Raw genomic sequence first — 13,558 nt, 5'->3', positions numbered from 1 at the left:
CAAGCGACAAGCTGCAAGAAGAAGCGGATTGCGGATTGCTTCTAACTTGTAGCTTGCCGCTTGAACTTGCCTCTGCTCTTATTTGAGATAACACCCTTGAGCATTCAACCGAGTACTTATTCCCCTGGCATCGCCGTGCCAACCGACAAACGCGTTTTCGGCGGTCGTGATCTGTTTTCCCTGTGGTTCTCCCTCGGCATCGGCTTGATGGTGCTGCAGACCGGCGCCTTGCTCGCGCCAGGCCTGGGCCTGTCCGGCTCACTGCTGGCGATCTTCCTCGGCACCCTGGTCGGCGTTCTGCTGCTGGCCGCCGTCGGCGTGATCGGCAGTGATACCGGCCTGTCGTCGATGGCCGCGCTCAAACTCAGCCTCGGCAAACGTGGCGCGAGCCTGCCGGCCGTGTTGAACCTGCTGCAACTGATCGGTTGGGGCTCGTTCGAAATCATCGTCATGCGTGATGCCGCCAGCCTGCTCGGCGCGCGGGCGTTCAGCGAAGGCAGCCTGCTGTCGAATCCGCTGCTCTGGACCATTGTCTTCGGTGGTCTGGCAACGTTGCTGGCCGTCAGCGGTCCTCTGACATTCGTGCGGCAGATCCTGCGCAAGTGGGGCATCTGGCTGTTGCTGGCCGCGTGCATCTGGCTGACCTGGAACCTGTTCGCCAAAGCCGATCTGGCTGCCTTGTGGGCGCAGGCCGGTGATGGTTCGATGCCGTTCGCTGTCGGCTTCGACATTGCTATCGCGATGCCGCTGTCGTGGCTGCCGCTGATTGCCGACTACTCGCGTTTCGGCAAGCGTGCGAAAAACGTCTTCGGCGGCACCGCGCTGGGCTTCTTTATCGGTAATTTCTGGCTGATGAGCCTGGGCGTGGCCTACACCCTGGCGTTCGCGCCGAGCGGTGAAGTGAATGCCTTGTTGCTGGCGCTGGCGGGTGCAGGCCTGGGCATTCCGCTGTTGCTGATCCTGTTGGACGAGTCGGAAAACGCCTTCGCCGACATTCACTCGGCGGCCGTTTCCAGCGGGATTCTGTTGCGCTTGAAAGTCGAGCATCTGGCGTTGGCCATCGGCGTGATTTGCACACTGATCGCGTGCCTGGCGCCATTGGCCCAGTACCAGAACTTCCTGCTGTTGATCGGTTCGGTGTTTGCGCCGCTGTTCGGCGTGGTGCTGGTGGATCACTTCATTCTGCGCAAGCGTTCGGCTCAGGTGGCGTCAGCCGCATTGCGCTGGCCGGCGTTGCTCGCCTGGTTGGGCGGGGTGAGCACCTATCACTTGCTGGCCAATCTGTATCCGGACATCGGCGCAACCCTGCCGTCGTTGATTCTGGCAGGGCTGCTGCAGCTGGTGCTGGGCCGGGCTTTCAGTTACGGCCGGGAAACAGCTCGGGCTTGATGATGCCATTCAGGCGAGGGTAGGGGATCTTCAGTTCGACATGGCCCAGCGCGTATGGCGCGATGGTGCTGGTTTCGTACTTGAGGATCACCCCACCGTAGGTCAGCGCCACGTTCTGGGTTTTCTGGAACGGCCAGCTCTTCACGAACTCCGGTTCCTGATCGAGCTTGGTGCTGATCAGCCAGCTGTTGTGCGCCACTTGCGCCGCCTTCCAGAACGCTTCTTCCTGACCCGGCACCAACATGTCCGACAGCGTCAGCACTTTGTGCTGCTGGCGTGAATAGTTGATAAAGCTGCGGCCCGGTGTGCCATGAGCGCCGCCGGTGTCCAGGTAGCTGGAAAATTCGACGATCACCAAGCCGTCATGCTGCTCACGTACCTTGGCTTGCAGGTAACTGCTGTAGCGCGGCCCGGCGGTGCGCAAAAACTCATCGCGATAGGCCGTCAGCGTCGGAGCCACCGGGGCCTCCGGTGTGGTGCGGGTCATTTGCAGCAGGCGTTTTTCGACGATGCCGTCCAGCTGCGGTTCGGCGGGGAAGCGCAATGTATCGATGTTCACCAGCGGACAATCGGGTGTGGTGCAACCCGGTTTCAGGGTTTCGGTAGCGTCGCGGGTAGTTTCCAGCGGCGCCCGGTAGTTGGGCTGAAACAGACTCTGGCAGGCGCCCAGCGTCAGGGCGATTGCGGCCACGGAGGCGATTTTAAAAAGCGACATGGGCGTCCTTTGTAAAACAGGGAAAGGCAAAAAGTTATCCGCTTCGACTCTCAACGAAGCAGTCAGTTCGCCACTAAGCTAATTAGAGTTGGTTTCGCCCTCACCGTCTATCCCGCTGACGGGAAAGGGGCTGCATCAAATGTCGCAGGCGCGTTAGGATGGCGCGAAGTCGAGGTTGCAGGTAACAAAAAGGAGCCTCGTAACGGATTTGCAGTAAAGAGGATTGTCATGACTGATTTTGCCAACGCCATTCCGACCACCGTTGATATCGTTCGGCGCGAAATGTGTTACGAGGGCTTTTACAAGCTCCACCGTGTGCACTTGCGCCACGAGTTGTTCGCCGGCGGCATGAGTCGTGAAATCAATCGTGAAGTGTTCGTGCGCCACGACGCCGTGTGTGTGTTGCCTTACGATCCGCAGCGTGACGAAGTGGTGCTGATCGAACAGTTTCGCGTCGGCGCCATGGGCAAGACCGACAACCCCTGGCTGATCGAGCTGGTCGCTGGTCTGATCGACAAGGAAGAAGTGCCGGAAGAAGTTGCTCACCGCGAAGGGCAGGAGGAAGCTGGGCTTGTGTTCGGGGCGCTCTGGCCGATGATCAAATATTTCCCGTCGCCGGGCGGCAGCAATGAGTTCGTGCACCTGTTCCTGGGGCGTTGCGACTCTACCGGGGTTGGCGGCCTGCATGGGCTGGAGGAAGAAGCTGAAGATATCCGCGTCACGGTCTGGGCGTTAGAAGATGCCTTGCAGGCCGTGCGCGACGGACGAATTGCCAACGCGGCCAGCATCATTGCCTTGCAATGGTTAGCTTTAAACCGCGCTGAAGTGAGGGGGTTATGGTCGTAAACAAGCTGCGCGATCGCTATCGGGTGGACCTTGCGGGGCTGCAAGCTTCCTGTGAGGCGAACTACGCGCGCTTGATGCGACTGTTGCCGGACATGCGCGACGAGCCGGCGGCGCGGCGCATTGCCGTAACGCATGGCGAACAGATGCTTGGCGTGCTGGCGCTGGAAGTGTTGCAGGTCTGTCCGTACACCACGACCCTGCAAGTGCGTCAGGAGCACAGCCTGCCGTGGCTGCCGATTCCGCAGCTGGAAGTGCAGGTCTACCACGACGCCTGCATGGCCGAAGTGGTCAGCGCCGAACATGCGCGGCGTTTTCGCGGCATCTATCCTTACCCGAACGCCTCGATGCACCAGCCGGACGAAAAGGCCCAGCTGAATATGTTTCTGGGTGAGTGGCTGAGCCATTGCCTGGCGTGCGGCCACGAGTACGCCGTTGTGCGGTAGTTGTGAACTGCGTCAGGTTCACAGGTTTCCCCTTTTGAGCGTCCCCCAGCATAATTGCGGCACCTATCCACCCCCGTGATTCTGCCTTGGGAGAACGCCTTGCCGAGCGTATCCACATTGACCACCGCCGATCCGGCGTTGCTGGTGCAACTCTCCGACAGCCATCTGTTCGCCGAAGCGGACGGGACGTTGCTGGGTATGAACACGCGGGACAGCCTGCAAAAAGTCATCGAACTGGTGCAGCTTCAGCAGCCGAATATCGATCTGATCATTGCCAGCGGCGACCTGTCTCAGGACGGGACGCTGGAGTCCTACCAACAGTTTCGCGACCTGACCGGGCAACTCGATACGCCGGCGCGCTGGATTCCCGGCAATCACGATGAGCCACAGATCATGGCCGAGGCCGCGGTGAAAAGCGCATTGCTGGAACCGGTGGTGGATGTCGGCAACTGGCGAGTCACCTTGCTTGATTCCGCCGTGCCGGGTTCGGTGCCGGGGTACTTGCAGGATGAGCAGTTGCAGCTGTTGGTTCGATCGCTGAGCGAGGCGCCGGAGCGGCATCATCTGGTATGTTTTCACCATCACCCGGTGTCGATTGGCTGTGCCTGGATGGAGCCGATCGGCTTGCGCAATCCTGAGGCGCTGTTTGCAGTGCTGGATCGTTTTCCGCAGGTGCGGGCGGTTTTGTGGGGGCATGTGCATCAGGAGATTGATCAGCTGCGTAATGGCGTTCGTTTGATCGCCTCGCCGTCGACCTGCATTCAGTTCGAGCCGGGCAGCGATGATTTCAAGGTCGGGGAGCAGGCGCCGGGGTATCGCTGGTTGCGGTTGTTGCCGGATGGGCAGATTGAAACCGGGGTGGAACGAGTCACCGGGTTTGATTTTGAGGTTGATTACGGCTCTAACGGCTATTGAGTATTCAGTAAGACCGGGGGCGGCCATCGTGAGCAGGCTCACTCCTGCATTGGAATGCATACCCCTGTAGGCGTGAGCCTGCTCGCGATGGCGCCCTCAAAGGCACCACGAATTTCAAGGATATCCCCGATCCCCCCGACTCCCTGTAAACTGCGCCTCTTTACCCGGCGCACAGGGAGCTCAAATGTCAGGTTCGATCCTTTATATCCACGGTTTCAACAGCGCGCCTTCGTCGAAAAAGGCTACGCAGTTGATGCAGGTGATGGACCGACTCGGCCTGAGCGATCAACTGCGCGTTCCGGCCTTGCATCACCACCCGCGCGAGGCCATCGGTCAGCTGGAGCAGGCGATTGAAGTGCTGGGGCGGCCACTGCTGGTCGGCAGCTCACTCGGCGGCTACTATGCGACTCACTTGGCCGAGCGTCATGGCCTCAAGGCTTTGCTGATCAACCCGGCCGTCAGTCCGCACCGGATGTTCGACGGGTACCTGGGAACGCAGAAAAACCTGTATACCGATGAAGCCTGGGAATTGACCCACGACCACGTGACAGCTTTGGCCGAACTGGAAGTGCCGGCGCCCCGGGACCCGCAGCGGTATCAGGTGTGGTTGCAGACCGGTGACGAAACGCTGGACTATCGCCTCGCCCAGCAGTATTACCGGGCCTGCGCCTTGCGCATCCAGGCCGGTGGCGACCATGGTTTCCAGGGCTTCGCCGCGCAATTGCCGGCGATGCTGAGTTTTGCCGGCATCGGCGCAGATTTGTATCAGGCGATCGATTTCACTGCACTGTGAACCCTCGCCCCTTATTAAACGAACACTCTTTTTACAGGCGGACGACGAGACCCCATGGCCACTCCCAGCGCTAGCTCTTATAACGCAGACGCCATCGAAGTCCTCTCGGGCCTCGACCCGGTGCGTAAACGCCCCGGTATGTACACCGACACCAGTCGGCCGAACCACCTTGCCCAGGAAGTCATCGACAACAGCGTCGACGAAGCCTTGGCCGGGCATGCGACTTCGGTGCAGGTCATCCTGCACGCCGATCACTCCCTGGAAGTCAGCGATGACGGCCGTGGCATGCCGGTGGACATTCACCCGGAAGAGGGCGTGTCCGGGGTCGAACTGATCCTCACCAAGCTCCATGCGGGCGGCAAGTTTTCCAACAAGAACTACCAGTTCTCCGGCGGTCTGCACGGGGTGGGTATTTCCGTGGTCAACGCCTTGTCGACCGAAGTCCGGGTGCGCGTCAAGCGTGACGGCAACGAATACCAGATGACGTTCGCCGACGGTTACAAGAAAACCGAACTGGAAGTGGTCGGCACCGTCGGCAAGCGCAACACCGGCACCAGCGTGTTCTTTGCGCCGGACCCGAAGTACTTCGATTCGCCGAAATTCTCCATCAGCCGCCTCAAGCACGTGCTCAAGGCCAAGGCCGTTCTCTGCCCGGGGCTGCTGGTCAGTTTTGAAGACAAAGCCACCGGCGAGAAAGTCGAATGGCATTACGAAGACGGCCTGCGTTCCTATCTGGTCGACGCCGTCAGCGAATTCGAACGCCTGCCGGACGAGCCGTTCTGCGGCAGCCTGGCCGGTAATAAAGAAGCGGTCGACTGGGCGCTGTTGTGGCTGCCGGAAGGGGGCGACGCGGTTCAGGAAAGCTACGTCAACCTGATCCCGACGGCCCAGGGTGGTACACACGTCAACGGTTTGCGTCAGGGTTTGCTCGATGCGATGCGCGAATTCTGTGAATTCCGCAGCCTGCTGCCACGCGGCGTGAAGCTGGCGCCGGAAGACGTCTGGGAACGCATCGCCTTCGTCCTGTCGATGAAAATGCAGGAGCCGCAATTCTCCGGCCAGACCAAAGAGCGTTTGTCGTCCCGTGAAGCGGCGGCGTTTGTTTCCGGTGTGGTCAAGGACGCGTTCAGCCTGTGGCTCAACGCCAACCCGGAAACCGGCATGCTCCTGGCGGAATTGGCGATCAACAACGCCGGCCGCCGCCTCAAGGCGAGCAAGAAGGTCGAGCGCAAGCGCGTCACCGCAGGACCGGCGCTGCCGGGCAAACTCGCCGATTGCGCCGGGCAGGAACCGATGCGTTCCGAGCTGTTCCTCGTGGAAGGTGATTCCGCCGGCGGTTCCGCCAAGCAAGCACGAGACAAAGAGTTTCAAGCGATCCTGCCGTTGCGCGGCAAGATTCTGAACACCTGGGAAGTCGATGGCAGCGAAGTGCTGGCCAGCCAGGAAGTGCACAACATCGCCGTGGCCATCGGTGTCGATCCGGGTGCGGCGGACATGAGCCAGCTGCGTTACGGCAAGATCTGCATCCTCGCCGACGCCGACTCCGACGGTCTGCACATTGCCACGCTGCTGTGCGCGTTGTTCGTCCAGCACTTCCGCCCGTTGGTGGATGCCGGTCACGTCTACGTCGCGATGCCGCCGCTGTACCGCATCGACTTGGGCAAGGAGATTTACTACGCCCTGGACGAAGCCGAGCGCGATGGCATTCTCGATCGTCTGGTCGCCGAGAAGAAACGCGGCAAGCCGCAGGTCACCCGATTTAAAGGCCTGGGTGAAATGAACCCGCCGCAACTGCGCGAAACCACCATGGACCCGAACACCCGGCGTCTGGTGCAGTTGACCCTGGACGATTTCGCTGCGACCTCGGAAATGATGGACATGCTGCTGGCGAAGAAACGTGCCGGTGACCGCAAGTCCTGGCTGGAATCCAAGGGCAACCTGGCCGAGGTTCTTGGTTGATGCGGCTTGGCTTTGCCCTGGCGTGTGCGTTGCTTCTGACCCCGGTTCTGGCCTTTGCTGAACCGGCACCAGAATTGCGCGTGGTCTCCGAGCATCCCGTTGACGGTATGCGCGGCGGCAACCTGTCGGGACTGGCCCAGTGCGGCAAGGACCTGTGGACGGTCTCGGATCGCGACGACGATCAGATTTACCGCCTTGATACCAGCAACGCGACCTGGCAGGCCGAAAGCGTGGGCCTCGGCGTACCTCCGGTGCCGGACAACGGATTGCCCTGGGGGTTGCGTGCGCGAACCTGGGCGGCGTCGTTCGTGCGTGGCGGCGATCTGGATTTCGAAGGCATTACCTGTGACAGCGCCGGCAATCGCTACATTGTCAGCGAAGGCCATGCGGCCGTCCTCCTGGTACCCCCTACAGGGCCGGCGAGCTGGTTGAAAATCTCGCCAATGCTGGTTCGCGAAGCGCGTGCCAGCGGCATGCTGTTGCAGTTCAATGCGCTGTTCGAGGGGCTGGCGATCAATCCGGCGGGCGATCAAATATGGTTCGCTGCCGAACGTCAAAGCCGCGGCTTGTTGACGATCAAGCGCAAACAGACCGTATGGGATTGCGACGGTGGCTGTGTGCTGCTGAGCGAAGCGGGCATGGAAATGCAGCCGCCGCAGTTCCCTCATGCCAAACCGGTTAACCGGGATTTCTCCGACCTGTCATTGTTCGAGGGCAAGTTGTTTACCCTTGAGCGCAACGCCTATCAGATCTGTCGCCGCGACCCGCAGACGGCCAAGGTCGAACGCTGCTGGTCGTATGCGGCCGAGTTGTTGCAGGAAAACCGCCGTTATTCGCAGAACTACGGTCTGGAAGAGGCGTTGATCATTGACGCTGACGGTGCCTGGATTGGCGTCGACAACAATTTCGGGCCCCGTACCGATGGTGAAGTTCGCCCGGTTGTCTGGCGCTTCGCCGCGCCTGAAGGTGGCTGGAGCGCCAAGCCGTGAGTCAACAACCGCCGGGCAAGCGCGCCGGTCGTGTGTTGATGGTGCTGGCCTGGTGCGCGGCGCTGTTTCTGGCCACGCGGTTTTTCGGGCAGTGGGAAGAGCGGCAGCAAAACCCGAATGGGGTGGTCAGTTCCGAGCAGGGCGATGGGTTTATCGAAGTGAAGCTGGTCAGCAACGTTCAGGGGCATTTTGTCGCCAGCGGCGCGATCAACGGCCACCCGGTGGATTTCATGCTCGATACCGGGGCGACGGATGTGTCAATTCCGGCCAGTGTGGCCGAGGGATTGAAACTGGAACAAGGCTTCGGGGTGACCCTGAGCACGGCCAACGGTCTGAGCGAGGGCTATCGAACCCGCATCGACCGGCTGCAACTGGGCGACATTGTGTTGCGTGATGTTCGCGCGCTGGTCGCCCCTGGCCTGGAAGGTAAGCAGGTGCTGCTCGGCATGAGCGCACTGAACAAACTTGAATTTACCCAGCGCGGTGGCACCATGCTGCTGCGCCAGACAACGAACCGATGAGGCCCGCATGAGCGACTCCCTTGATCTCAGCCTGGACGGTGTAGAACGCCGGTCACTGGCTGACTTCACCGAAAATGCCTACCTCAACTACTCCATGTACGTGATCATGGACCGTGCCTTGCCGCATATCGGCGACGGCCTGAAACCGGTACAGCGACGCATCATCTACGCGATGAGCGAGTTGGGGCTGGACGCCGATTCCAAGCACAAGAAATCGGCGCGTACCGTTGGTGACGTGCTCGGCAAGTTCCACCCGCACGGCGACTCGGCCTGCTACGAAGCCATGGTCCTGATGGCCCAGCCGTTCAGCTACCGCTACACGCTGGTCGACGGTCAGGGTAACTGGGGTGCGCCGGATGATCCCAAGTCCTTCGCCGCCATGCGTTACACCGAAGCGCGGCTGTCGCGTTATTCCGAAGTGCTGCTCAGCGAACTGGGCCAGGGCACGGCGGACTGGGGCCCGAACTTTGACGGCACCCTCGACGAACCGTTGGTGTTGCCGGCACGTTTGCCGAACATCCTGCTCAACGGCACCACCGGCATCGCCGTGGGCATGGCCACCGACGTGCCGCCGCACAACCTGCGCGAAGTCGCGACGGCGTGCGTGCGTTTGCTTGATGAGCCCAAAGCCACGGTCGAACAGCTCTGTGAACACATCCAGGGCCCGGATTACCCGACCGAAGCGGAAATCATCACCCCGCGCGCCGACCTGCTGAAAATGTACGAGACCGGCAAGGGCTCGGTGCGTATGCGCGCCGTGTACCACATCGAAGACGGCGACATTATTGTCACCGCGCTGCCGCACCAGGTGTCCGGTGCCAAGGTGCTGGAACAGATCGCCGCGATGATGCAGGCCAAGCCGTCCAAGGCGCCGCAAATTGCTGACTTGCGCGACGAATCCGACCACGAAAACCCGTGCCGCATCGTGATCATCCCGGGGGCGCGCAAAAACTTTGACCACGATGCACTGATGACGCACCTGTTCGCCAGCACCGAGCTGGAGTCGAGCTACCGGGTCAACATCAACATCATCGGCCTGGACGGCAAGCCGCAGCTGAAAAACCTGCGGGCGCTGCTGGTCGAATGGCTGGAATTCCGGGTGCAGACCGTGCGTCGCCGCCTGCAATTCCGCCTCGATAAGGTCGAGCGTCGCCTGCACCTGTTGGACGGTTTGTTGATTGCCTACCTCAACCTGGATGAAGTGATTCACATCATCCGTACCGAGGAGCACCCAAAAGCCGCCCTGATCGCGCGTTTCGCCCTGAGCGAAATCCAGGCCGACTACATCCTCGACACCCGTTTGCGTCAGTTGGCGCGACTGGAAGAAATGAAACTGCGTGCCGAGCAGGATGAACTGCTCAAGGAACAAGCCAAGCTGCAAGCGCTGCTGAGCAGCGAAGCCAAGCTGAAAAAACTGGTGCGCACCGAGCTGATCAAGGACGCCGAAACTTATGGCGACGACCGTCGTTCGCCGATTGTCGAGCGCGCCGAGGCCAAGGCCCTGACCGAGCACGACCTGCTGCCGAACGAGAAAGTGACGGTCGTGCTGTCGGAAAAAGGCTGGGTCCGTTCAGCCAAAGGTCACGAAATCGACGCCACCGGGCTTTCCTACAAGGCCGGTGACGGCTTCAAGGCCCTCGCAGCCGGGCGCTCCAACCAGTTTGCGGTGTTTATCGACTCCACCGGTCGCAGTTATTCGGTGGCGGCGCACACGTTGCCTTCGGCCCGTGGCCAGGGCGAGCCGTTGACCGGTCGTCTGACGCCACCGCCAGGCGCGAGCTTCGAATGCGTGTTGATGCCGGAAGACGATTCGCTGTACGTGATCGCCTCCGACGCCGGGTATGGCTTTGTGGTCAAAGGTGAAGATTTCCAGGCCAAGAACAAGGCCGGCAAGGCGTTGCTGAGCCTGCCGAGCAACTCGAAAGTCATTCTTCCGCGCCCGGTCGCCGATCGCGAGAGCAACTGGCTGGCCTCGGTCACGACCGAAGGTCGCCTGCTGATCTTCAAGATCAGCGACCTGCCACAATTAGGTAAGGGCAAAGGCAACAAGATCATCGGCATCACCGGTGAACGCGTGGCCAATCGCGAAGAATATGTCACGGACATCGCCGTGCTGCCGGAGGGTGCCACTTTGGTGTTGCAGGCCGGGAAACGTACCTTGTCGCTGAAAGCAGACGACCTCGAACACTACAAAGGTGAGCGTGGACGTCGTGGTAACAAATTGCCACGTGGCTTCCAGCGGGTCGATGCGCTGCTCGTCGAAAACCTCAATTAGGCGTCCTAGACCGCTCGATCTACGATTTAACGCGTAGATCGACGCATTGGCGCTGGAGTCGGAACGCATATTCACGGATGATATGGCCTTTCAAGCGCCGGCGTGGCCGAGCGTTCTTCACATTTATTGAGTATTTTCACTGTGGTCAGCCTTGTGGCGGCCACCTGGATGGGACGATGACTGCTCTGCGCCTTCCTTTTATTTTGATGCTCGCTGGCGTTTTAGGCCTGGCGGGTTGCAGCGTTCACCAGCCGGTGTCGCTGTATCAACTGGACAGTGGAAGTCCGGTTGCGCCTGCGCAAAGCGCGGGCATGGCCGTATTGTTGGGCCCGGTAACCGTCGCTGATTACCTGCAACGTGAAACCCTGTTGCAGCGTCAGCCCGATGGCAGCCTTCAGGCGTCGACCGACGGTCGATGGGCCGGGAGCCTGTCTTCGGACATCGATCAGTTGTTGCTGCGTCAGGTAGCCGGTCGTCTGGACAGTCAGCGTGTTGTGCTGGCGCCCGCGACCCTCGGTTTCACGCCGGATGTTCAGGTGCTGCTGACGATTACTCGCCTGGACTCCGGTGAGTCGCAACCGGCCATCCTCGATGCGCAATGGCGTTTGATTGATCGTCGTGGCCAGGTTCGCGACAACCGCATCATTCATTTGCAGGAACAGCACGCGGGCGGCACAGCGGCGCAGGTTCAGGCTCAGGGGGTGTTGTTGCAGCGTCTGGCGGAGCAATTGTCGGTGGCGTTGAAACCATTGGCCAACCAGCCACCGATTGCTGAGGCGCCAAAGAAATCAGCTGCCAAGCCTGTAGCACCGGCGACAGAGCAAGAGAAACAACCGAAGATCCCGATGGCGTCACCGATCCGGACCGATATGGAAGTGTTCAGGTTCTAAGCCTGGACTGATCCAAAGCAAAGCCCGCCTTGTGCGGGCTTTGTTGTTTCTGCAGGTTGGAGGTCTACGGCGCTGCTGACGGCCTCATCGCGAGCAAGCTCACTCCCACAGGGGGTCTCTGGCGTTCACAGAGGCGGCGTCCACAACAGATCCCTGTGGGAGCGAGCTTGCTCGCGATGAGGCCAGAACAGACAACAAAAAACCCGCAGACAATCACTCATCTGCGGGTTTTTTTACAGCGGGGGCTAGTGCTTACGCCCGACGCTCATGCATCCGCGCCAACTGCCGCTCCAGCATCGACGGATAAGGCTCCATCAGCCGCTCCACACAGCAAGCCCCCTCAGGGCTGGCAATCGGACGAATCCGTGCGCGCTGACGGATCAGTGCATCGTCACTGATCTTGCGTTCCACCAGCAGCAGGTTGCGGCTGTGTTGCGACAGGGCCAGGGCGTCCTGGGCGGACTCGGTCAGCAGCAAGTCGATCTGACTCATACCGAACAACTCTTCACCCAGCGTCAGACCCAGCTGCAATTGCAGGGTGATGCCGCTGTCCGCGACTTCGATCTGCAACTGATGGCCCAGCGCTCGCAGCAGCTCACCGCAGCAGATGGCGTTGGTCAGGTAGTCGTCGCCGCTGTCTTCGGTGTGGAACAGCATCAGCGTGCTGCCATCGTTCAGGGTATGCAGTTCGCTCTGGTAGAGCGAAGCGGCCTGATCGAGGCAGTCGCGATAGCGTTTCAGCAATTCTTCCAGGCGTGTGCGAGGCAGGCGACGCAGTTGATCCTGGGCGCCCAGTTGCACGGCCAGGACCGCACTGTGTTGCGGCACGTTCGAGATCACCGGTTTTGCCGCCGGTTTCGGCGCGCTGGCGACCGACTCGTCACGCAGATCGGCAAACGCATCATCGTCGTCATCGTCTTCAGCGGTGCTGACAATGTGCCGTGGCGCCGGTTTGAGGGCTGCCACAGGCTTGGTTTCGTCAAAACTCGGGTCACGCAAGTTGCGCACTTCGAAGGTCGGTTCGTTGTCGTCCGCGTCTTCGTAGTCGCTCTCGTCGTACTCGGGTTCTGGCGCTGGCTCGGGTTCGGCCGGCTCTGGTGCGAAATTGGCGTGCAGCTGACGGGCAAGGTCGCCGATTTCATCCTGGCGCTCGGTGGCCGGGGTGTATTCGTCGATATTGCGCAGCCACACGCGCAATTGCAGCAGCGGCGTGGAGATGTGCCGACCCAGGCGCAGGCTCAAGGCCAGGGACAGGGCCAGCAGTATCGCACTCAAAATGCCCATGCTTTGCAGGCTGATGGTCATCGGCTGCTGGAACTGATCCATGTCCAGGCTGATGCGCAGTTGCCCGGCGGTCACGTCCTGGAACGTGATCTTGCTCTGGTACATGCCCTCGGCTTCGCCCAACAGGCTGTGCTTGGGGCGCTGACCGGCTTCGGCGAGGATGCGGTTATCCACGCTATAAATGGCGGCGTGGGCCACCAGTTTATTCTTGGTCAGGTTGTTGAGCAGCACGTTGAGGCTGAGGATGTCGTTGGACACCAACAGCTCCGTGGCGGACGTGGCGGTCTGCGTGGTCAGGCTTTCGCCCAGCGCATCGGCCTGCTCGTGCATGGCCTGCTTGAACTGCAAACCCATCACGCAGGCGTAGATCACCAGGGCCAGAGCGACCAGGATCACGTTATGGCTGGCGATGCGCAATGCAATCGGTACACGGCGATGGCGCAGTGCCCGGAAGATCAGCAGAAAGAAGTTATCGGTTTTTACTGGCGTGGGCCGGTTCACTTGAGCTCGGCTCTTTTGTCCGTGAAGTTGACGCGCAG

Annotated in this window: 12 protein-coding genes; 10 read left to right on the top strand and 2 right to left on the bottom strand. The window is 60.7% G+C overall.

Annotated features, from left to right (window positions below; genetic code table 11):
- Positions 1-96: 96 nt before the first annotated feature.
- Entirely contained in the window at positions 97-1,389 is a 1,293-nt protein-coding gene (gene cytX / locus D882_RS0103880; protein ID WP_027922014.1) for a putative hydroxymethylpyrimidine transporter CytX, read from the top strand.
- On the opposite strand, the gene D882_RS0103875 is transcribed toward cytX, so the two are convergent.
- Positions 1,358-2,104 (bottom strand): RsiV family protein, encoded by a 747-nt coding sequence (locus tag D882_RS0103875; protein ID WP_027922013.1) that lies wholly within the window; start codon positions 2,102-2,104, stop codon positions 1,358-1,360. The genes cytX and D882_RS0103875 overlap by 32 nt on opposite strands.
- Positions 2,105-2,332: 228 nt before the next feature.
- Here D882_RS0103875 and D882_RS0103870 point away from each other — a divergent pair, with 228 nt between their 5' ends.
- From D882_RS0103870 to D882_RS0103830, 9 genes are all read left to right on the top strand, one after another.
- Positions 2,333-2,950: an NUDIX domain-containing protein gene (locus D882_RS0103870; RefSeq protein ID WP_027922012.1), complete on the top strand. Its 618-nt coding sequence runs from the start codon at positions 2,333-2,335 to the stop codon at positions 2,948-2,950.
- Complete coding sequence (locus tag D882_RS0103865; protein ID WP_027922011.1) at positions 2,941-3,393, top strand: DUF1249 domain-containing protein; 453 nt, start codon at positions 2,941-2,943, stop codon at positions 3,391-3,393. The genes D882_RS0103870 and D882_RS0103865 overlap by 10 nt, the downstream gene beginning before the upstream one ends.
- Positions 3,394-3,492: 99 nt before the next feature.
- Positions 3,493-4,308, top strand: a complete 816-nt coding sequence (gene cpdA, locus D882_RS0103860; RefSeq protein ID WP_027922010.1) for a 3',5'-cyclic-AMP phosphodiesterase — start codon at positions 3,493-3,495, stop codon at positions 4,306-4,308.
- Between the two features lie 184 nt (positions 4,309-4,492).
- On the top strand, positions 4,493-5,101 hold the full coding sequence (locus tag D882_RS0103855) for a YqiA/YcfP family alpha/beta fold hydrolase (RefSeq protein WP_027922009.1): 609 nt from the start codon (positions 4,493-4,495) through the stop codon (positions 5,099-5,101).
- Between the two features lie 54 nt (positions 5,102-5,155).
- Positions 5,156-7,060: a DNA topoisomerase IV subunit B gene (gene parE / locus D882_RS0103850; protein WP_027922008.1), complete on the top strand. Its 1,905-nt coding sequence runs from the start codon at positions 5,156-5,158 to the stop codon at positions 7,058-7,060.
- On the top strand, positions 7,060-8,049 hold the full coding sequence (locus D882_RS0103845; RefSeq protein ID WP_027922007.1) for an esterase-like activity of phytase family protein: 990 nt from the start codon (positions 7,060-7,062) through the stop codon (positions 8,047-8,049). The genes parE and D882_RS0103845 overlap by 1 nt, the downstream gene beginning before the upstream one ends.
- Entirely contained in the window at positions 8,046-8,570 is a 525-nt protein-coding gene (locus D882_RS0103840; protein ID WP_027922006.1) for a TIGR02281 family clan AA aspartic protease, read from the top strand. Before D882_RS0103845 ends, D882_RS0103840 begins: the two co-directional genes overlap by 4 nt.
- Positions 8,571-8,577: 7 nt before the next feature.
- Positions 8,578-10,845, top strand: a complete 2,268-nt coding sequence (parC, locus tag D882_RS0103835) for a DNA topoisomerase IV subunit A (RefSeq protein WP_027922005.1) — start codon at positions 8,578-8,580, stop codon at positions 10,843-10,845.
- A gap of 176 nt (positions 10,846-11,021) precedes the next feature.
- On the top strand, positions 11,022-11,735 hold the full coding sequence (locus D882_RS0103830) for a membrane integrity-associated transporter subunit PqiC (protein WP_027922004.1): 714 nt from the start codon (positions 11,022-11,024) through the stop codon (positions 11,733-11,735).
- A 252-nt stretch (positions 11,736-11,987) separates the two neighbouring features.
- Here D882_RS0103830 and D882_RS0103825 read toward each other — a convergent pair whose 3' ends face one another.
- Complete coding sequence (locus D882_RS0103825) at positions 11,988-13,520, bottom strand: AhpA/YtjB family protein (RefSeq protein WP_027922003.1); 1,533 nt, start codon at positions 13,518-13,520, stop codon at positions 11,988-11,990.
- Between the last annotated feature and the right edge of the window lie 38 nt (positions 13,521-13,558).

Source organism: Pseudomonas sp. URMO17WK12:I12 (assembly GCF_000514395.1).
In the GTDB taxonomy this organism is placed as follows: Bacteria; Pseudomonadota; Gammaproteobacteria; order Pseudomonadales; family Pseudomonadaceae; genus Aquipseudomonas; species Aquipseudomonas mucoides.
This window is presented reverse-complemented; position numbering and strand designations above follow the sequence as displayed.

Excerpts from the sequence above, each read along its gene's own strand:
- D882_RS0103875 (WP_027922013.1), bottom strand. The coding sequence starts at position 2,104 with ATGTCGCTTTTTAAAATCGCCTCCGTGGCCGCAATCGCCCTGACGCTG.
- D882_RS0103870 (WP_027922012.1), top strand. The coding sequence starts at position 2,333 with ATGACTGATTTTGCCAACGCCATTCCGACCACCGTTGATATCGTTCGG.
- D882_RS0103865 (WP_027922011.1), top strand. The coding sequence starts at position 2,941 with ATGGTCGTAAACAAGCTGCGCGATCGCTATCGGGTGGACCTTGCGGGG.
- D882_RS0103855 (WP_027922009.1), top strand. The coding sequence starts at position 4,493 with ATGTCAGGTTCGATCCTTTATATCCACGGTTTCAACAGCGCGCCTTCG.
- parE (WP_027922008.1), top strand. The coding sequence starts at position 5,156 with ATGGCCACTCCCAGCGCTAGCTCTTATAACGCAGACGCCATCGAAGTC.
- D882_RS0103845 (WP_027922007.1), top strand. The coding sequence starts at position 7,060 with ATGCGGCTTGGCTTTGCCCTGGCGTGTGCGTTGCTTCTGACCCCGGTT.
- parC (WP_027922005.1), top strand. The coding sequence starts at position 8,578 with ATGAGCGACTCCCTTGATCTCAGCCTGGACGGTGTAGAACGCCGGTCA.
- D882_RS0103830 (WP_027922004.1), top strand. The coding sequence starts at position 11,022 with ATGACTGCTCTGCGCCTTCCTTTTATTTTGATGCTCGCTGGCGTTTTA.